Annotated in this window: 15 protein-coding genes; 10 read left to right on the plus strand and 5 right to left on the minus strand. The window is 71.8% G+C overall.

What is annotated here, in order from left to right:
* Positions 1–11 precede the first annotated feature (11 nt).
* From cofD to AB0958_RS20975, 3 genes are all read left to right on the plus strand, one after another.
* Positions 12–971, plus strand: a complete 960-nt coding sequence (gene cofD, locus AB0958_RS20965) for a 2-phospho-L-lactate transferase (protein ID WP_366891952.1) — start codon at positions 12–14, stop codon at positions 969–971.
* On the plus strand, positions 968–2281 hold the full coding sequence (locus AB0958_RS20970; RefSeq protein ID WP_366891953.1) for a coenzyme F420-0:L-glutamate ligase: 1314 nt from the start codon (positions 968–970) through the stop codon (positions 2279–2281). The genes cofD and AB0958_RS20970 overlap by 4 nt, the downstream gene beginning before the upstream one ends.
* A 184-nt stretch (positions 2282–2465) precedes the next feature.
* Positions 2466–3479, plus strand: coding sequence for a DNA-3-methyladenine glycosylase 2 family protein (locus tag AB0958_RS20975; protein WP_366891954.1), 1014 nt, complete (start codon positions 2466–2468; stop codon positions 3477–3479).
* 96 nt (positions 3480–3575) lie between these two features.
* Here AB0958_RS20975 and AB0958_RS20980 read toward each other — a convergent pair whose 3' ends face one another.
* Both AB0958_RS20980 and AB0958_RS20985 read right to left on the minus strand, forming a co-directional pair.
* Positions 3576–4658, minus strand: coding sequence for an NDP-sugar synthase (locus AB0958_RS20980; protein WP_366891955.1), 1083 nt, complete (start codon positions 4656–4658; stop codon positions 3576–3578).
* 69 nt (positions 4659–4727) lie between these two features.
* Positions 4728–6071, minus strand: a complete 1344-nt coding sequence (locus AB0958_RS20985; protein WP_366891956.1) for an N-acetylmuramoyl-L-alanine amidase — start codon at positions 6069–6071, stop codon at positions 4728–4730.
* A 129-nt stretch (positions 6072–6200) separates the two neighbouring features.
* Between AB0958_RS20985 and AB0958_RS20990 the strand changes: the two genes are divergently transcribed.
* The 4 genes from AB0958_RS20990 to AB0958_RS21005 all read left to right on the plus strand — a co-directional run bounded on the left by AB0958_RS20990 (position 6201) and on the right by AB0958_RS21005 (position 12071).
* Positions 6201–6956 (plus strand): TIGR03089 family protein, encoded by a 756-nt coding sequence (locus tag AB0958_RS20990; RefSeq protein ID WP_366891957.1) that lies wholly within the window; start codon positions 6201–6203, stop codon positions 6954–6956.
* 116 nt (positions 6957–7072) lie between these two features.
* Complete coding sequence (locus tag AB0958_RS20995; RefSeq protein WP_366891958.1) at positions 7073–8206, plus strand: LCP family protein; 1134 nt, start codon at positions 7073–7075, stop codon at positions 8204–8206.
* Positions 8207–8448: 242 nt separating this feature from the next.
* The gene (locus tag AB0958_RS21000; RefSeq protein WP_366891959.1) at positions 8449–10176 is read left to right on the plus strand and encodes an LCP family protein; all 1728 of its coding nucleotides are present in this window, start codon (positions 8449–8451) and stop codon (positions 10174–10176) included.
* A gap of 284 nt (positions 10177–10460) precedes the next feature.
* On the plus strand, positions 10461–12071 hold the full coding sequence (locus tag AB0958_RS21005; protein ID WP_366891960.1) for an LCP family protein: 1611 nt from the start codon (positions 10461–10463) through the stop codon (positions 12069–12071).
* A gap of 46 nt (positions 12072–12117) precedes the next feature.
* On the opposite strand, the gene AB0958_RS21010 is transcribed toward AB0958_RS21005, so the two are convergent.
* Entirely contained in the window at positions 12118–13152 is a 1035-nt protein-coding gene (locus AB0958_RS21010; protein ID WP_366891961.1) for a glycosyltransferase family 2 protein, read from the minus strand.
* Between the two features lie 249 nt (positions 13153–13401).
* On the opposite strand from AB0958_RS21010, the gene AB0958_RS21015 reads away from it, so the two are divergent.
* Entirely contained in the window at positions 13402–14781 is a 1380-nt protein-coding gene (locus AB0958_RS21015) for an LCP family protein (protein WP_366891962.1), read from the plus strand.
* A gap of 215 nt (positions 14782–14996) precedes the next feature.
* Here the strand turns inward: AB0958_RS21015 and AB0958_RS21020 are convergent, their stop codons facing one another.
* Complete coding sequence (locus AB0958_RS21020; RefSeq protein ID WP_366891963.1) at positions 14997–15545, minus strand: acyl-CoA thioesterase; 549 nt, start codon at positions 15543–15545, stop codon at positions 14997–14999.
* Between the two features lie 119 nt (positions 15546–15664).
* Between AB0958_RS21020 and AB0958_RS21025 the strand changes: the two genes are divergently transcribed.
* Entirely contained in the window at positions 15665–16960 is a 1296-nt protein-coding gene (locus AB0958_RS21025; RefSeq protein WP_366891964.1) for an LCP family protein, read from the plus strand.
* A gap of 81 nt (positions 16961–17041) precedes the next feature.
* Here the strand turns inward: AB0958_RS21025 and AB0958_RS21030 are convergent, their stop codons facing one another.
* Positions 17042–17407, minus strand: a complete 366-nt coding sequence (locus AB0958_RS21030) for a four-helix bundle copper-binding protein (protein WP_366891965.1) — start codon at positions 17405–17407, stop codon at positions 17042–17044.
* A 125-nt stretch (positions 17408–17532) separates the two neighbouring features.
* On the opposite strand from AB0958_RS21030, the gene AB0958_RS21035 reads away from it, so the two are divergent.
* On the plus strand, positions 17533–18081 hold the full coding sequence (locus AB0958_RS21035) for a GNAT family N-acetyltransferase (protein WP_366891966.1): 549 nt from the start codon (positions 17533–17535) through the stop codon (positions 18079–18081).
* Positions 18082–18129 lie beyond the last annotated feature (48 nt).

Raw genomic sequence — 18129 nt, forward strand, 5'->3', positions numbered from 1 at the left:
AGACTTGGCGCATGCGCATTGTGGTTCTGGCAGGCGGTATCGGCGGTGCCCGGTTCCTGCGCGGTCTCAAGAAGGCCGTGCCGGACGCCGAGGTGACCGTCATCGGCAACACCGGGGACGACATCCACCTCTTCGGGCTGAAGGTGTGCCCCGACCTCGACACGGTGATGTACACCCTCGGCGGCGGCATCAACGAGGAACAGGGCTGGGGGCGCGCCGACGAGACCTTCCACCTCAAGGAGGAGCTCGCCGCCTACGGAGTGGGGCCGGACTGGTTCGGGCTCGGTGACCGGGACTTCGCGACGCACATCGTACGCACCCAGATGCTGGGCGCCGGCTATCCGCTGAGCGCGGTGACCGAGGCGCTGTGCGACCGCTGGAAGCCGGGCGTGAAGCTGATCCCGATGACCGACGACCGGGTCGAGACCCATGTCGCCGTGGAGGTCGACGGCGAGCGCAAGGCGGTCCACTTCCAGGAGTACTGGGTGCGGCTTCGGGCGTCGGTGCCCGCCCACGCGGTCGTCCCGGTCGGTGCCGAGCAGTCCAAGCCGGCGCCCGGCGTCCTGGAGGCCCTCGCCGAGGCCGACGTGATCCTCTTCCCGCCGTCCAACCCGGTGGTCTCCGTCGGCACCATCCTCGCCGTGCCGGGCGTCCGCGAGGCGATCGCGGACGCCGGGGTGCCGGTGGTGGGCCTCTCCCCGATCGTCGGGGACGCGCCGGTGCGCGGGATGGCCGACAAGGTGCTCGCGGCCGTGGGAGTGGAGTCGACGGCGGCGGCGGTCGCCGAGCACTACGGCTCGGGACTGCTGGACGGCTGGCTCGTCGACACCGTGGACGCCGGCAGCGTCGGGCGGATCGAGGCGGCCGGCATCCGCTGCCGGGCGGTACCGCTGATGATGACCGATCTGGACGCGGCCGCCCAGATGGCGCGGGAAGCGCTGGCGCTGGCCGAGGAGGTGCGCGGGTCATGAGCGACGCGGTGCCCGGGTACCGGGTGTGGGCGCTGGCCGGGATCCCCGAGGTCCGGCCCGGCGACGACCTGGCCAAGCTGATCGCCGCGACCGGGCCCGAGCTGGCCGACGGGGACGTGGTGATCGTCACGTCGAAGATCGTGTCCAAGGCCGAGGGGCGGATCGTCGAGGCGACCGACCGGGAGGCGGCGATCGACGCCGAGACCGTGCGGGTGGTGGCCCGGCGCGGAACCCTGCGGATCGTGGAGAACCGGCTGGGTCTGGTGATGGCGGCGGCCGGGGTGGATGCCTCCAACACCCCTTCCGGGACCGTGCTGTTGCTGCCCGAGGACCCCGACGCCTCGGCCCGTGCCGTCCGCGCGGGGCTGCGGGACGCGCTGGGCGTCAATGTCGGGGTGGTCGTCACGGACACCTCCGGGCGGCCCTGGCGCGCGGGGCTCACGGACGTCGCCATCGGCGCCGCCGGGGTGCGCGTGCTGGACGACCTGCGCGGAGGCGTGGACGCGTACGGCAATCCGCTGGTGGCCACGGTCGTCGCCACCGCCGACGAACTGGCCGCCGCCGGTGACCTGGTGAAGGGCAAGGCGACCGGAATGCCGGTCGCCGTGGTGCGCGGTCTCGCCCACGTCGTGACCGACGCGGACGAGGACGGCGACGACGCGCGGGCGCTGGTGCGGGGCGCGGCCAGTGACATGTTCCGGCTCGGCACCTCCGAGGCGGTCCGCGAAGCCGTCACGCTCCGACGGACCGTGCGGGCGTTCACCGACGATCCCGTCGACCCCGGTGCGGTACGACGGGCGGTCGCCGCGGCCGTGACCGCGCCGGCGCCGCACCACACGACACCGTGGCGGTTCGTGCTCCTGGAGTCGGCCGGGGCCCGGACCCGGTTGCTGGACGCGATGCGCGACGCCTGGGTCGCCGACCTGCGCAAGGACGGCAGGTCGGAGGAGTCGATCGCGAAGCGGGTGCGGCGGGGGGACGTGCTGCGCGACGCGCCGTATCTCGTCGTGCCCTGTCTGGTGATGGACGGGTCCCACACGTACGGGGACCCGCGGCGGGACGCCGCCGAGCGGGAGATGTTCGTGGTCGCCGCCGGGGCGGGCGTACAGAACCTCCTGGTCGCGCTGGCCGGGGAGCAGCTGGGGTCGGCGTGGGTTTCGTCGACGATGTTCTGTCGGGACGTGGTGCGGGAGGTGCTGGGGCTGCCGCAGGGGTGGGATCCCATGGGGGCGGTCGCGGTGGGCCGCGCCGCGGAGGAGCCGCGGCAGCGGGCGCCCCGGGAGGTGGGGGACTTCATCGAGGTGCGGTGAGTTCCGTGCCCGAGGTCCGAGGGGATCGGGCTTCGGGGAAGGGCGCGGACCAGTGGGGGCCGGTGGGGGCCGACGCGCGGTTCCTCCCCCAGCCTGCGGCCGGGGGTGCCCCAGCGCCCCCGGCGGGGGCGCTGGCACTTAGGCTCATGGGCACAGCAGGCACTTCACACATCCGGGATCTTTCGTGGCTGGACGGTTCTCTCCGCGGCCCACTCGTACGACCGTGCGGGGTGGGCAGGTCGTCGTGCCCGCCGTGGGGGTGCCTCGGCAGGCCATGGCGCCCGGGCGGGTCCGGGTGTGGAAGCCGGACGGAGCGCTCGATCTGGGGCTCGTGCTCGGGCCGTTGCGGCGCGGGCCCGGAGATCCGACGTTCCGGGCCACGCCCGACGGGTCCGTGTGGCGGGCCAGTCTCACGCCTGCCGGGCCGGGGACGCTGCGGGTGCGGGCGTACGGCGGTGAGGTGCGCGGGGAGGCCTGGGGGCCCGGTGCCGAGTGGCTGCTGGAGCAGTTGCCCGAGTTGCTCGGTGCCGCCGACGACCCCTCCGTGTTCGTGCCCCGGCACCGGGTGGTAGCGGCTGCCCGGCATCGGCGGCCGGGACTGCGGCTGACGCGGACCGGGCTGGTGCTGGAGTCGTTGATCCCGTCGGTCCTGGAGCAGAAGGTCACCACCGACGAGGCGTACCGGGCCTGGCGGTTGCTGGTGCGCAGGTTCGGGGAGCGCGCGCCGGGGCCCGCGGGGGTGAGCGAGCGGCCGATGTGGGTGATGCCGGCGCCGCGGACCTGGGCGCTGATCCCGTCCTGGGAGTGGCACAAGGCCGGGGTCGACGACAAGCGGGCCTCGACGATCCTGCGTGCGGTACGGGTCGCCGCGCGGCTGGAGCAGGCCGTGGGGATGGCGGCGGAGGCCGCGCGGGCGCGGCTGGAGGTGGTGCCGGGGATCGGGCCCTGGACGTCCGCGGAGACCGTGCAGCGCAGTCATGGGGCCGCGGACGCGGTGACGGTCGGGGACCTGCATCTGCCGGGGATCGTGGGGTGGGCGCTGGCCGGGGACCGGCACGCCGACGACGAGGTGATGCTGCGGCTGCTCGAGCCGTACGCGGGCCAGCGGCACCGGGCGGCCAGGCTGATCCTGCTGAGCGGGAGCACCCCGGCGAGGCGGGCGCCGAAGATGTCACGGTGGGACATCGGCCGGTTGTGAGGTGCGGGTGGGTGCCGGGGTCGGGAGTTCGGCTCCGGCGCCGGCCGGGTGCCGCCGCGCCCGCCCGCACCGCCCCTTCGGGCTCCTGCCGGCCCCCTACTGGTCCGAGGAGAACCGCACCGCCCCCGCCGGGATCATCGCGTCGCACCACACTCTGGCGCCCTCGCGCAGCTCGTTGTCGGCGCCGATCACCGCGCCGTCGCCGATGACCGTGCCGGTGAGGACCGAGCGTTCGCCGACGCGCGCGTGGTTGCCGATCAGGGAGTCGGTGATGACCGCGCCGGGTTCGATCACGGCGCCCGGCAGGATCGTGGAGCCGAACACCCGCACGCCCTCCGCCACGGACGCGCCCTCGCCCACCACCGTGCCGCCCGCCAGCTTGGCGTCCACCGCCACCCGGGCCGTGGGGAGGATCAGCCGGTCGCCGCAGCGGCCGGGGACCGCGGGGGACGGGGCGCGGCCCAGGACGAGGTCCGCGGAGCCCCGGACGAAGGCCGCCGGTGTGCCCAGGTCCAGCCAGTAGGTCGAGTCCACCATGCCCTGTAGGTGCGCGCCGGCCGCCAGCAGCTCCGGGAAGGTCTCCCGCTCCACCGAGACCGGGCGGCCCGGCGGGATCGTGTCGATGACGGAGCGGCGGAAGACGTAGGCCCCCGCGTTGATCTGGTCGGTGACGATCTCCTCCGGCGTCTGCGGCTTCTCCAGGAACGCCCGCACCCGGCCCGTCCCGTCGGTGGGGACCAGGCCGTAGGCGCGCGGATCCGTCACCTTCGTCAGGTGCAGGGAGACGTCCGCGCCGGTCGACTCGTGCGTGGCCACCAGGGCGCGGATGTCCAGGCCCGTGAGGATGTCGCCGTTGAAGACCAGGACCGGGTCGTCGGGGCCCGAGCGCAGCCGGGAGGCGACGTTGCGGATCGCGCCGCCGGTGCCGAGCGGTTCCTCCTCGGTGACGTACTCGATGTGCAGGCCGAGCGCCGCGCCGTCGCCGAAGTACGGTTCGAAGACCTCGGCGAGGTAGCTGGTCGCGAGGACGATGTGATCCACGCCCGCCGCCCTGGCCCTGGCCAGTTGGTGCGTCAGGAACGGCACACCGGCCGCCGGGACCATCGGCTTCGGGGTGTGGACCGTGAGCGGGCGCAGCCGGGTGCCCTTGCCGCCGACCAGGAGGATCGCTTCTGTCACCTGTCGTCTCTGCTTCCTGCCGGGACCGGCCGAACTCGGTGTCGGCCGGCCAGTGTACGCAGCCCCTGCTCAGCGTCCCTGGAGGTGCGCGGAGCTGGTCCGGGCCGACCCGAGTCTGGCGTAGAGCTTGGCTCCCGGACAGTCGGTGGCATACCCGTCCCTATGGCCGGAGATCACATTCAGTCGTACGTTCTTCCCCTTTGGGTAGAGATTGCCACCCCCGGACCTCAGATATGTCTTCCCCGTCGGATTGGCCCCGTAGAGACCGAGCTTCCACGCGGTGAGCCGGGCGAGGGCGGTCACCGCGGCGGCGGGCGGCTTGTGCGAGTTGAACGTGCCGATCACGGCGATCCCCGTGCTGTTGCTGTTGAACCCCAGGGTGTGGGCGCCCTTGACGGCCTTCGCCACGCCCCCGGCGCGGCCCTCGTAGATGGTTCCGCACTTGTCGACGAGGAAGTTGTAGCCGATGTCCCGCCAGCCCATGCTCACCACGTGGTAGCGGTAGATACTGCGGATGACGGACGGGGCCTGTGAGCACTTGTACCCGTTGCCGGAGTCGGTGTGGTGGACGAAGGCCGCCTTGACCTTCCCCGTGTACACGAACCCCTTCTCGCGCAGCGACTCGTCGGCGCGCCAGCCGCGGCGGGTGACGATCCTCGGACGCGGTCCGATGTACGGCTTGCCGCGCGGGACGTCGACGCCGTCCAGGTCCAGCAGTTCGCGTTCGGTGTCCTCGCGGTCCAGCGCGGGGATCTCGGTGGCGCCGAAGGGGGCGAGGTCGGCGTTGGTGGCGGCCGTCGCGTCGTCCTCGGTGGGCAGCCCGTCGGCGGGTGAGCCCTGGGGCGGGGAGTCGGCGCCGGGGTCGACGAGTTCGAGGCGCAGCCCGGCGGGGAGCAGGTCGCGGCCGCCGTTGGCGAACGGACCGGGACCCTCGTCGGCCTCGGCCCGCACGCGCAGGTCGACGCCGTCCGAGTCGCCCACCCACAGGGGTGCGGTGGCGCCGTGCACCCGGCCCGACGCGGCCTCCGCCGTGTCCGGATCGGCACCGTGGTCGGCGTTGTGCGTGTCGACGTCCTGCCAGCCCGACCAGGTACCGGTACCGGCGGACCGGGTGCGCACCTGGACCGTGCCGTGCAGTTGGGTTCCGGGGTTGTCCCAGACGACGCCGACGAGCGAGAAGTGCCGTACGTCCTGCCGGAACACGCCCTGCTCGGGGGCCCGGCCGAGGACGCGTTCGCGGGTGCGGGGGGCGAGGGGCAGCGACTGGGTGCTGCCTGCCGTGCCGGTCGACAGGCCCCGTACCGGCACCGCCACGGGCGCCGCGGCCGCGGACGGCGTGTTCAGGACGGCCGGCGGAAGGGCGAGGGCCGCCGCACAGGTGATGCCGATCGAGGAAGTCAGGTATCCACGCATGCCCCTGATGTTGAACACAGTATGACAAATATGTCCATTACGGATGTGACGGTCCGTCGGACGCGGTTGCGCCGAACCGGTGGCGTCGGCGGCCGGTGCGGGCGGCGGCCGCGGCGTACCCTTGCGCGGGTGAACGCCACCGATCGCACCCCTGCCGACCTGCTGCGTTCCGCGCTCGCCGCGGACCCCGGACGCCCCCTGGTGACCTTCTACGACGACGCGACGGGCGAACGCGTCGAATTGTCCGTGGCCACCTTCGCCAATTGGGTGGCCAAGACGGCGAACCTGTTGCAGTCCGACCTCGCGGCGCAGCCCGGCGACCGGGTGGCGCTGCTGCTGCCCGCGCACTGGCAGACGGCCGTGTGGTTGCTGGCCTGTTCGTCGGTGGGTGTGATCGCCGACGTGGCCGGGGAGCCGGCGGCCGCCGACGTGGTGGTGAGCGGACCGGACGCGCTGGAGGCGGCCCGGGCCTGCCGGGGGGAGCGGGTCGCTCTCGCGCTGCGGCCGCTGGGCGGGCGGTTCCCGCGGACGCCGGAGGGCTTCGTCGACTACGCCGTCGAGGTGCCGAGCCAGGGGGACCGGTTCGTGCCGTTCTCGCCCGTCGACCCGGACGAGCCCGCGCTGATCGTCGCCGGGGCGGAGATGAGCGGGGCCGAGGTGGTGGAGCGGGCGGTCGGTGACGCACCGGGGCTCGATCTGACCGGGCCCGGGTCCCGGATGCTCTCGGGGCTGGGGTTCGACACGTGGGAGGGGCTGAGCGCGGGGTTGTACGCGCCGCTGGCCGTCGGGGGATCCGTGGTCCTGTGCCGGCATCTGGACGAGGTGGGTGAGGAAGGGGTCGCGAAGCGGATCGAGAGCGAGCGGGTCACGGCCTCCGCCCGCTGAGCGTCGTGCGGGAGCGTCCCTGAAACCGGGCGGACCACTCGTCAGCAGGGCGGACCACTCGTCCAAGTGGCGTAGCCGCCACCGCCGTCGCCCCCGTCCCGGGGCACGGTGGAACCGTGACCGACGTCGTAGGGGCATCCGCCACCGGGTCCGGGCTCGCCCGGCGACGGCGTCGGCGCCTGCTCCGGGGTGCGGCGCTCGCCATGGGGGTGCTCACCCTCGGTGCGGTCGGCGGGGGCTGGGCGCTCTACGACAGGCTCAGCGACAACATCACCGCCGACGAGGCGGCCGCCGCCGAGCTCGCCCGGTACGAGCGGGAGCGGCCCACCGCGCTGGTGCGGGGCGCGCAGAACATCCTGGTGATCGGGTCGGACACCCGCACGGGCGACGGGAACCGCCGCTACGGCAGGGACTCGGGAACCGAGCGGTCCGACACCACGATCCTGCTCCATCTGGCCGCCGGCCGGCGCACCGCCACCGCGGTGTCGCTGCCCCGGGACCTCATGGTGCACGTGCCCGGGTGCCTGCGGCGCGACGGGCGGCGCAGCGCACCCTCCTTCACGATGTTCAACTCGGCCTCCGCGGTGGGAGGTTCGGCCTGCACCGTGCGTACCGTCGAGAAGCTGACGCACCTCCGGATCGACCATTACGCGGTCGTCGAGTTCAGCGGGTTCAAGGACGTGGTCGACGCCGTCGGCGGGGTGCAGGTGTGCCTGCCGCAGCCGATCGACGACAAGGCGGCGAAACTGCGGCTGCCCGCCGGGCGGGTCACGCTCGACGGGGAGCGGGCGCTGGGGTACGTACGGGCGCGCAAGTCGCTGGGGGACGGCAGCGACACCGACCGGATGGACCGGCAGCAGCGGTTCCTGGGGGCGCTCGTCGACAAGGTGCAGAGCGGCGGCGTACTGCTGAACCCGGCGAAGCTCTACCCCCTGCTGGTCGCGGCGACGTCCGCGCTCACCACCGACCCCGAACTGGCCAGTCTGCGCGGCCTCTACCAGCTCGTGCGGGGGCTGCGGGACATCCCCACCGAGCACGTGCAGTTCCTCACCGTGCCACGGGAGCCGTATGTGTACGACTCCGATCGCGACCAGCTCGTGGCGGGCCGCGCGGAGGCGCTGTTCGCGCTGCTGCGGGCCGACCGGCCCGTGAAGGTCGGCGAGCAGGGCGGGGGTTCGGGCGGGAAGCCCGGAACCTCTCCGCCCCCCGCGTTTCGCGGGAACACCGCCGCCGAGGACAGTTGCGAGTAAAGCACTCGCCAAGGCGGCGAACTTCCGTGGCGTTCGTTGTCAGTTAAATGGGATGGATTGCCCGCTTGTAGGGAGGAGGAATTTGTCACTGGCGTCACTCGTCGCCGAACCGGGCGGATAGTGTGAGCGTTCCGGTGCACCCGGCCACGAGGTCCGTCCTGGGGTCGTGCACTGCACAACGTGACCGAGCGCCTTGGTGGGGGGAAGGCGCCGCGTGGCCCCGACGGAGGATTCGGACAACCGTGGACGCGCAAGGCCGTGGGCGGGCGGACAACATCGATCCCGCAGACCAGTGGGTGCTCAATCCGGACACCGGCGAATACGAACTGCGACTGACGCCTTCCGCACCGCAGTCGGCGGCGCCGCAGGCGGCGGTACCGGGCCCGCGCAGGCCGTCGGCCCCGACGGCCCCGACGCGCAGCGCCCCGAGCGGTACGCCCGAGGTGCCCGGGCAGCGCCGACGGCGCGGCGAGCCCGAGCCGCCGCCCGGCCGCCGCTCCCGGCGGCAGCCGGTGCAGAAGAAGTCGAAGGCCAAGAAGGCACTGCTGTGGACCGGCGGGTCGATGGCCTTCGTGCTGGTCGCCGTCTCGGCCGCCGGCTACCTGTACATCAAGCACCTCAACGACAACATCACGTCCGTCTCCGACGACGGGGCGAGCACCGGTGGCTTCAGCAAGGACAAGGCGATCAACCTGCTGATCATCGGTACCGACAAGCGCACCGGCAAGGGCAACGAGGGCTACGGCGACACGGGCAGCGTCGGGCACGCCGACACCAACATCCTGCTGCACATCTCCAAGGACCGCTCGAACGCCACCGCGTTGAGCATCCCGCGTGACCTGATCGTGGACGTCCCGGACTGCCCGACCGAGCAGTCCGACGGCACCACGAAGGTCATCGCGGGCACCCAGAACGTCCGGTTCAACACCAGCCTCGGCCAGGACGGCCGTACGCCCAGCTGCACCGTGCGCACGGTGACGGAGCTGACCGGGATCCAGCCGGACAACTTCATGGTGGCCGACTTCAACGCGGTCAAGACGCTGACCGACGCGGTCGGCGGGGTCGAGGTCTGCCTCGGCAAGAACATCGACGACAAGCAGTCGCACCTGAAGCTGTCCCAGGGCACCCACAACATCTCCGGTGAGACCGCGCTGGCGTTCGTGCGCACCCGGCACTCGGTCGGCTTCGGCGGCGACCTGAGCCGGATCCAGCTCCAGCAGCAGTTCCTGAGCGCGCTGATGCGCAAGCTCAGCTCCAACTCGACGCTCTCCAGCCCGACGAAGCTGCTGAAGCTGGCCGAGGTCGGCACCAAGGCGCTCACCGTCGACTCCCAGCTGGACAGCATCGGCAAGCTGAAGGACCTGGGCCTGGAGCTCGGCAAGCTGAACCCGAAGAACCTGACCTTCACCACCGTCCCGGTGCTGGACAACCCGGCGGAGAAGGTGAAGGCGACCGTCGTGCTCAACGAGTCGAAGGCGCCCGCGGTCTTCCAGGCCATCAAGGACGACGTCTCCTTCACGAAGGTCAAGAAGAAGCAGGCGCAGGCCAGCAAGGACGCCGTGGCCGCCCGGCTGGAGGGCAGCAAGTCCGCGGCCTCCGAGGTGCGGGTGCGGATCCTCAACGGCGGGGCCGCGCCCGGCAGCGCCCAGGAGACCCTCAGCTGGCTGCAGAACGACAAGGGCGTCCTCAAGTCGGAGAACGCCGGCAACGCGCCCGCCGAACTCGCCAGGACCACGGTGGAGTACGCGCCCGCTCAGGCCGACCAGGCACGTGAACTGGCAAGCCTCATGGGCCTGTCCGGCTCGGCGATGAAGCCGGGCAAGAGCGTGGTCAACTCCCAGGGGCTGCCCGCGATCACGCTCACCCTCGGCAAGGACTTCCAGGGGGCGGGGGTCTCCCTCACCACACCGACGAAGGCGCCGGACGTGGACAGCAAGACCACCGCGGACAAGGTGACGTGCGCCAAGTAGCGAACGGCTGCGGGCGCTCCATCCGGCGGTAAGCGCGAAGTCGTCCGCAAATGGCGCCTGATTGCTCGGAGTTGCCCTCGGGTGACAACAAGTCACACCAAATAAGTAGGTAACCCTATGGGTCCGTCACGCGTCTAACCGGGCGCGGGGCGGACCCGTGTGGTCCGTGGGACGTCCGACGGGGGGCGTGGCCGCAGGCCGGTGCGCGCAGGGCGCAGGGTGGGGAGGGCAGGGAGTTGACGCAGAGCGATGTGCGGGGGGAGGTGCCTGCGGTCGAGGACACGATGTCCCTCGCACCGAAGGCTCCTGCCACGCCGGGACGCGACAGACGGCGCCAGAGCGGCTCGCGAGGCCCGAACGGCCCCCAGGCCCCGAGCGGCTCGCGCGGCGGACGGCGGGTGCTGCGCTGGTCGGCGGCCGTGCTGTCGGTGGTGATCCTCGGTACGGCCGGTGCCGGCTACCTCTACTACCAGCACCTGAACGGCAACATCCACAAGGGCCGGCGCGACATCGGAGACGCCAAGGCGCAGAAGAGCGCGGCCAACGCGGCCGGACAGACCCCGCTGAACATCCTGCTGATCGGCTCCGACAGCCGTAACTCCGACGAGAACGTGAAGCTCGGCGGCGCCAAGTACGACCGGGGCAGCCCGCCGCTCGGCGACGTGCAGATGCTGATCCACCTGTCGGCGGACCGCAAGAGCGCCGCGATGGTGAGCATCCCCCGGGACACCCGCGTCGACATACCCAAGTGCACGGACCCGAAGACCGGCAAGGTGTACCCGGCGACCAACACCATCATCAACGAGTCGCTGGCCCGCGGCGGCGCCGGCTGCACGCTGGCCACCTGGGAGAACCTCACCGGGGTCTACATCGACCACTGGATCACGATCGACTTCTCGGGCGTGGTCAACATGGCGGACGCCATCGGTGGCGTCGACGTCTGCGTGAAGCAGAACGTGTGGGACCGGCCGACGGCCGCGGTGCCCGGCGGCTCCGGGCTGAAGATGACGGCCGGCACGCACAAGGTGAAGGGTGAGGAGGCCCTGCGGTGGCTGCGCACCCGGCACGCCTGGGGCAGCGACCCGCTGCGGGCCAAGGCCCAGCACATGTACCTCAACTCGATGATCCGCACGTTGAAGGGGCAGAACGTCTTCACCGACACCGGCAGGCTGATGGACCTGGCGGAGGCGGCCACCAAGTCGCTGACGGTCTCCGAGGAGATCGGCACCCCGAAGAAGCTCTACGACCTGGGCATGCAGCTCAAGTCGGTGCCCACGGACCGCATCACCTCCCTGACGATGCCGAACGTCCAGGACCCGCAGAACAAGGACCACCTCGTGCCGGACGGCGCCAACGCCGACAAGATGTGGCAGATGCTCCGCGACGACGTGTCGTTCGACAAGAACGGCAAGACCTCGAACGCAGGCGCGAAGGAGACCCGGGCGAGCGCCCGACCCGCCAAGGAGCCGTCCGTCTCCCCCGCGAGCCTCGGCGTGCTGGTGCGCAACGCCACCGGGACCGCGACCGAGGCGCCGGTCGGCGGCCGGGCCCGGACACTCGCCCAGGAACTGGCCGCCAAGGGCTACACCGGCGCGGCGGCGGACTCCTCCGCGGCCCCGGAGTCGGTGGAGAAGACCGTCGTGCAGTACCCGAGCGCCGACCTTCAGGGCGATGCCCAGGCGGTCGCCAAGGCACTGGGGATCCCGGCGGGCCAGGTCAAGCAGACCACCGACGTGTCGGGCGTCACGCTCGTCGTCGGCTCCGACTGGCGGGACGGAACGGCGTACCCGAAGCAGTCCGCGCCCAAGGCCGGTGACCTGCCCGAGAACGCCGACGCCATCAACGGCTCCGACACCAAGCAGTGCATGGACGTGTACGCCCCCTACCGCTGGTGACGCGGACGGCCGGGGGTTCACGTCCCGGCCGTACGACCGTCGGTGCTCAGTCGGCCGCGGGGCTGAGCACCGCCGGGCGGCGGGACGCAATGACCCGCTTCGCCAGCGACTTCGGGCTGGTCAGGAAGCCGTACCCCCACGACATGTGCATGGTGGCGAGGGCCAGCGGGATCTGCAGCCGCGCCTTGAGCGGCAGCCCCTTGCCGGCCGGGACGGACCCGGCGACGATCGCCGCGAGATAGGCGCCGGGCACCACGAAACCGAACGGGGTCACCAGGGCGCCGACCACGATCCCGGCCGCCATCGCGCACACCGCGGTCGGCGGGGCGAGGTAGCGCAGGTTGATGGAGCCCTCGTGGTAGCGGGCGACGACGTGCCGCCAGCGGCCGTAGTCCTTGTACTGCTTGGCCAGCGCCCGCACGCTCGGCCGCGGGCGGTACGACACCCTCAGCTCCGGGGAGAACCAGATCAGCCCGCCGGCCTCGCGGATGCGGAAGTTCAGCTCCCAGTCCTGGGCGCGGATGAACTCCTCGTTGTAGCCGCCCTGCCGCTCCAGCGCCTCGCGGCGGAAGACACCCAGGTAGACGGTCTCGGCGGGCGCCGCCTCGCCGCCCGTGTGGAAGGCCGCGTTGCCGACGCCGATCTTCGAGGTCATGGCCGCCGCGACCGCCTGCTCCCAGGCGTTCTCGCCCTCGGCGTGCATGATGCCGCCGACGTTCTGCGCGCCGGTCTCCTCCAGGAGCCGTACGGCGGTGGTGATGTAGTTCGGCGAGAGCATGCCGTGGCCGTCGACGCGGACCACGATCGGGTGCCGGGAGGCCTTGATCGCGGCGTTCAGCGCGGCCGGGGTGCGCCCGGTCGGGTTCGGGACGGTGTGCACGCGCGCGTCCTCCGCCACGAGCCGGGCCGCGATCTCGTCCGTGCGGTCCGTGGACGGACCGAGGGCGATGACGACCTCCAACTCGCCGGCGTACTCCTGCGCGAGGATCGCTTGGACGGCCCCGCGCAGGTGCCGCTCCTCGTTGAGGACGGGCATGATCACAGAAACTGCGGGGTGCCGCACGTCGGGCTTGGCGTTCATAGGGGGCTCACGTTACCGCGAACGGGGGACAGCGGTGCGCGCCGCCGGGGCCACAACGCGGGCTGAAGGTCGTATCGGCCTACCGTGCTCATGGATCCCACGTACGGCCTCGTCCGGAGGTGTCCCTTGCCCGCCAGCCCGCCCCGGTCCCCCGCCCGGCCCGCCCGGCCGCAGCGTCGACCACAGCCCACCCGTCAGGCCCCGCGGCCGCCGGTACGACCCACCAGGCCCCGGCGGCCGCGCTGGGCCATGCGGGCCGTGACCACACTCTCGGTGGTGGTGCTGGCGTCGGCCGGGATCGGACACTCGGTGATGGCCAGCCTGGACGCGGACATCGCACGCGTCGACCCCTTCAAGGACATGAAGAACCGGCCCCGCGCGGGTCACGGCATGAACGTCCTGCTGGTCGGCACCGACGGCCGCGACAAGATCACCGAGCGGGAGCGGCGGAAGTACCGCCTCGGCGGGGCGCCCTGCCACTGCACCGACACGATCATGATCGTGCACATCTCGGCGGACCGGGAGCGGGCCACCGTGGTCAGCCTGCCCCGCGACTCGTACGCCGAGGCCCCCACGCACGTCGACGAGACGACCGGTCAGCAGCACGCCGCCCACCCGATCAAGCTGAACGCGGCCTACGCGGAGGGCGGCCCGCAGCTGACCGTCCGCACCGTCGAGAACATGACCCATCTGAAGATCGACCACTACCTGGAGGTCGACTTCATCACCTTCATGCGGACCGTCGACGTGCTCGGCGGGGTCCGGGTCTGCACGGCCCAGCCGCTGAAGGACTCGTACACCGGCCTCGACCTCTCCCCCGGCACCCACCTCCTCAACGGCGGCCAGGCCCTCCAGTACGTCCGCTCCCGGCACGTCGACGGGGCGAGCGACCTGGGGCGGATGAAGCGGCAGCAGCGGTTCCTGGCCTCGTTGATCGAACGGGCGGCGACGTCCGGGGTGCTGCTCAACCCGATCAGGTTCCGGGACGTGACCCGGGCGGTGCTCGGGTCGGTCCGGGCCGACACCGGCTTCGGCACGGACGAGCTCCTGGACCTCGGACGGGCGATGCGGAACTTCTCGCCGTCCTCGTCCGAGTTCACCACCGTCCCCATCGGGCAGCTGGCCTACCCCGTGAAGGGCATCGGTTCGACCCTGAAGTGGGACCAGGCCAAGTCCGACCAGCTGTTCCGGGCCCTGCACGACGACCGGCAGCTGACCGCGCCGGCGGCGCCGAAGCGGCAGGCGGGGCCCGCGCCGGTGGGCGTGGAGGTGGCACCGGAGCGGATCCGGGTGCAGGTGGAGAACGGCACCGGGACGGCCGGGCTGGCCCGGCGGATGGACGCGGCGCTGGCCGGCACGGGGTTCGCGACGACCCGGCAGCCGGTGACGGCGGCACGGCACGACGTGAAGCGGACGGTGATCTCGTTCGACCCGCGCTGGGACCGCTCGGCACGGTCGCTGGCGGCCGCGCTGCCGGGGAGCGAGCTGCGGGCCGTGCCCGGGCTGGGGCAGACGATGCGGGTGACGGTCGGGGCGGACTTCAAGGGGGCGGTGCGCAAGGTGCGCTTCGACGACCCGGCGCCGCAGGGGGAGGCGTCCGTGATGCGGGGGAGCGAGTCGGTGTGCTGACGCCGTGCGTCTTTCGGCTGCGGCTGGGTGGGGGTTGCTCGCGCAGTTCCTCCCCCAGCCGAAGGCTGGGGGAGGAACTGCCAGCCTTCGGCTGGGGGTACCCCCAGCGCCCCTTCGGGGACGCGAGTGCCGGCGCCCCTTCAAGGGCGCGGGGAACTGCGCGAGCGGCCACGACGGCGCCGCACCCGGCCGCCGGCCCCGGCACAACGCCTCCCTCAGTCCGCGTACCCCTCGGCCACCCTGCGTTCGCGCAGCTCCCTGATCTCCCGGCGCCTCGCCAGCCGGTGCGTCCGCCTGATCTGGGCCTCCTGGTAGCGGCGCCGGTCCTTGTCCGTCTCCGGTATCACCGGCGGCACCCGGCGTGGCTTCCCGTCGGCGTCCACCGCCGCGAAGACCAGGTACGCGGAGCCGACCTGGGTGGCGGGGGCCGACTCGTTCCAGCGCTCGGCGAGGACCCGTACCCCCACCTCCATGGAGGTCCGGCCGGTCCAGTTGACCTGCGCCTTCACGTGGACCAGGTCACCGACGCGGACCGGCTCCAGGAACGCCATCTCGTCCATGGACGCGGTGACGGCGGGGCCGCCCGAGTGGCGGCCGGCGACCGCGCCCGCCGCGTCGTCGACGAGCTTCATGATCACACCGCCGTGCACCGTGCCCAGCAGGTTGGTGTCGTTGTGGGTCATGATGTGGCTCAGGGTGGTCCGGGAAGCGGACGTCGGCTTGCCGGGGATGTCGGAATCCGCCTCGGGGGCCTGGTCTGTCATGGCCCCCACCTTATGCCGAACGGACAATCACGGAATTTGTGTCGGCTTGGCAACAGGGATGACCTGATTTCCCGACGACCCTTGTAAGAGGTACAGGCGCTGCCTGCACACTGGGGCCCATGAACGAATGGCCCGAGGGATGGTCGAACGACAGCCGCGGAAACCGGTACGGCCGCGGCAGCGCCGGCGCGCAGCCTGAGGGCGCCCGCGTGATGCGCCAGGTACGGCGCCAGGAGCCGTCGGCACCGCCGTACGGCAGCCCGCAGCAGGGCGGCGGTTACGGCGGGGTCCCGCAGCAGCCGTCGTACGGCGGCGACGGGTACGCCGACGGCGGCGGGTACGACAGCTACGACAGCGGCTACAACACCGGCCAGGTCTACGGCGGCGGCCCCGGGGGCGGGGGACCCGGCGGCCAGCGCGAGCGTGGACCGCGGCCGGCTCCCAACTGGCGCAAGCGGATCAAGTGGACGGCGATCACGGTCGCCGGTGTGCTGATCGTCACGTCGGTCGCGACCTACTTCTGGGCCGACTCCAAGCTGCACCGGGACGTCGACCTGTCGAAGGTGATCGACCGTCCCGCGACGGGCAAGGGCACCAACTACCTGATCGTCGGTTCCGACAGCCGCGCGGGCATGTCGGACGCGGAGAAGAAGAAGCTGCACACGGGGTCGGCCCAGGGCTCGCGCACGGACTCGATGATGATCCTGCACGTCGGGGACAACGGCGACACCCTGATCTCCCTCCCCCGCGACTCGAACGTCACGATCCCGACGTTCCGCGGCTCCGAGTCCGGGAAGCTCAAGGGACCGCTCGGCCCGAACAAGCTGAACGCGGCCTACGCGTACGACGGCCCGACCCTGCTGGTGCGCACGGTCGAGTACAACACCGGGCTGCACATCGACCACTACGTGGAGATCGGCTTCGCCGGCTTCGCGAACATCGTGGACGCGGTCGGCGGGGTCACCATCGACATCGACAAGGGCTTCAAGGACAAGTACTCGGGCGCGGACTTCAAGGCGGGCAAGCAGACCCTGAACGGCGAGGAGGCCCTCGCCTTCGTCCGGACCCGGCACGCCTTCGCCGCGTCCGACCTGCAGCGCACCAAGAACCAGCAGAAGTTCCTGGCGGCCCTGGCGCACGAGGTGGCCACCCCCTCGACGGTCCTCAACCCGTTCAAGCTCTACCCCACCCTCGGCGCGGGCCTGGACTCCCTGACCGTCGACAAGGACATGAGCCTGTGGGACCTGGCGTCGATGTTCTTCGCGATGAAGGACGTCAACGGCGGCAACGGCGTCTCCATGAACATGCCGATCTCGGGTTCCACGGGCGGCAACCTCGTCTGGGACAAGGCGAAGGTGCAGACCCTGGTGAGCGAGCTGAAGAACGACGAGAAGGTCACCGTCTCCGGCAACTAGGCGACGCCGAGGGACTCCTCTCAAGAGGGGCACCCCACTCGGGGTGCCCCTTGCCGCGGCTCTGCCCTGGTCAGGCGGACGTCACATGGCCATGGTCGCCATCGAGCGGCACATCTCGGCACAGTTGCGGCACATCTCCGCACAGCGCTTCAGCTGCGGGTCGTCCGGCATGGACATACACGCCTCGGCGCACATGTCGCAGGCCTTGGCGCACATCGCGCACATCTCGGCGGACAGGGGCGAGCGCCGCATCATCATGTCGGCGCACATCCGGGTCATCTCGGAGCAGTCCATCAGGGCGCGCATGATGCGCATGTGGGCCTGGCCGCCCTCCATGGACATGCAGGAGCTCAGGGTCTCCTCGCACATCGTGTGCATCGCCATGCACATGTTGACGCACTCCTGCATCTGCTTGCTCATGGCCTGCATGGGTCCGGTCTGGGTCATGGCTCCTCCAGGGAGGGGAGAGGGGGCCGGGGCGGTCCCCGTGTGGTTCCCGTCCTAAGCCCGACCGATCGGTAGTGCCATTCAGCAGTGGCATTGGAGACCGGGCTGCTGGTTAGGCTGCCGGCATGGCTGACCTCAGACCCCTCGCCTGGCCACCTGCACCGATCAAGACCGAACGGCTCGTACTCCGCGGGTCGCAGGCCCGGGACCGTGCGGCGGTCATCGAACTGAACGCGTCGCCAGAGGTGAACGCCTACCTTGGTGGGCCCCGACCGCGCGCCGAACTCGAACGCACGGTGCCCGAGGTACCGGGGCAGCTCCGTGGCTGGTTCGTGGTCGAGCTCGACGGAGCCATGATCGGCACGGTCCAGCTCAAACCGCACGCCCCTGAGAGGCCGAGTGACGGCCGTCTGGAGGCCGGGGAGACGGAGCTCGGCTACTTGTTCCTACCGGAGGCATGGGGCCACGGGTACGCCACCGAGGCGTGCACGGCGGCGCTCGGCTGGTTTGCCGACGCGCTGCCCGGCGAGCCGGTGGTGCTCTGCACCCAGACCGCCAACGCCGGCTCGATGCGCCTCGCGGCGAAGCTGGGGTTCACCGAGGTGGCACGGTTCGAGGCGTGGGGCGCCGAGCAGTGGTTCGGCGTGTGGTCTTCGCTCACGGCGTGCGACTGAGCGCAGGGTCCAGGAAAAAGGCGCCCCCGAGGGCGCCTTTCCCAAAGC

It is taken from the genome of Streptomyces sp. NPDC006655, assembly GCF_040703965.1.
Lineage (GTDB): Bacteria > Actinomycetota > Actinomycetes > Streptomycetales > Streptomycetaceae > Streptomyces.

What these genes read in the sequence shown, in the direction of transcription:
- cofD (WP_366891952.1), top strand. Translation starts at nt 12, where the DNA reads ATGCGCATTGTGGTTCTGGCAGGCGGTATCGGCGGTGCCCGGTTCCTG.
- AB0958_RS20970 (WP_366891953.1), top strand. Translation starts at nt 968, where the DNA reads ATGAGCGACGCGGTGCCCGGGTACCGGGTGTGGGCGCTGGCCGGGATC.
- AB0958_RS20985 (WP_366891956.1), bottom strand. Translation starts at nt 6,071, where the DNA reads ATGCGTGGATACCTGACTTCCTCGATCGGCATCACCTGTGCGGCGGCC.
- AB0958_RS21005 (WP_366891960.1), top strand. Translation starts at nt 10,461, where the DNA reads ATGTCCCTCGCACCGAAGGCTCCTGCCACGCCGGGACGCGACAGACGG.
- AB0958_RS21010 (WP_366891961.1), bottom strand. Translation starts at nt 13,152, where the DNA reads ATGAACGCCAAGCCCGACGTGCGGCACCCCGCAGTTTCTGTGATCATG.
- AB0958_RS21015 (WP_366891962.1), top strand. Translation starts at nt 13,402, where the DNA reads ATGCGGGCCGTGACCACACTCTCGGTGGTGGTGCTGGCGTCGGCCGGG.
- AB0958_RS21020 (WP_366891963.1), bottom strand. Translation starts at nt 15,545, where the DNA reads ATGACAGACCAGGCCCCCGAGGCGGATTCCGACATCCCCGGCAAGCCG.
- AB0958_RS21025 (WP_366891964.1), top strand. Translation starts at nt 15,665, where the DNA reads ATGAACGAATGGCCCGAGGGATGGTCGAACGACAGCCGCGGAAACCGG.
- AB0958_RS21030 (WP_366891965.1), bottom strand. Translation starts at nt 17,407, where the DNA reads ATGACCCAGACCGGACCCATGCAGGCCATGAGCAAGCAGATGCAGGAG.
- AB0958_RS21035 (WP_366891966.1), top strand. Translation starts at nt 17,533, where the DNA reads ATGGCTGACCTCAGACCCCTCGCCTGGCCACCTGCACCGATCAAGACC.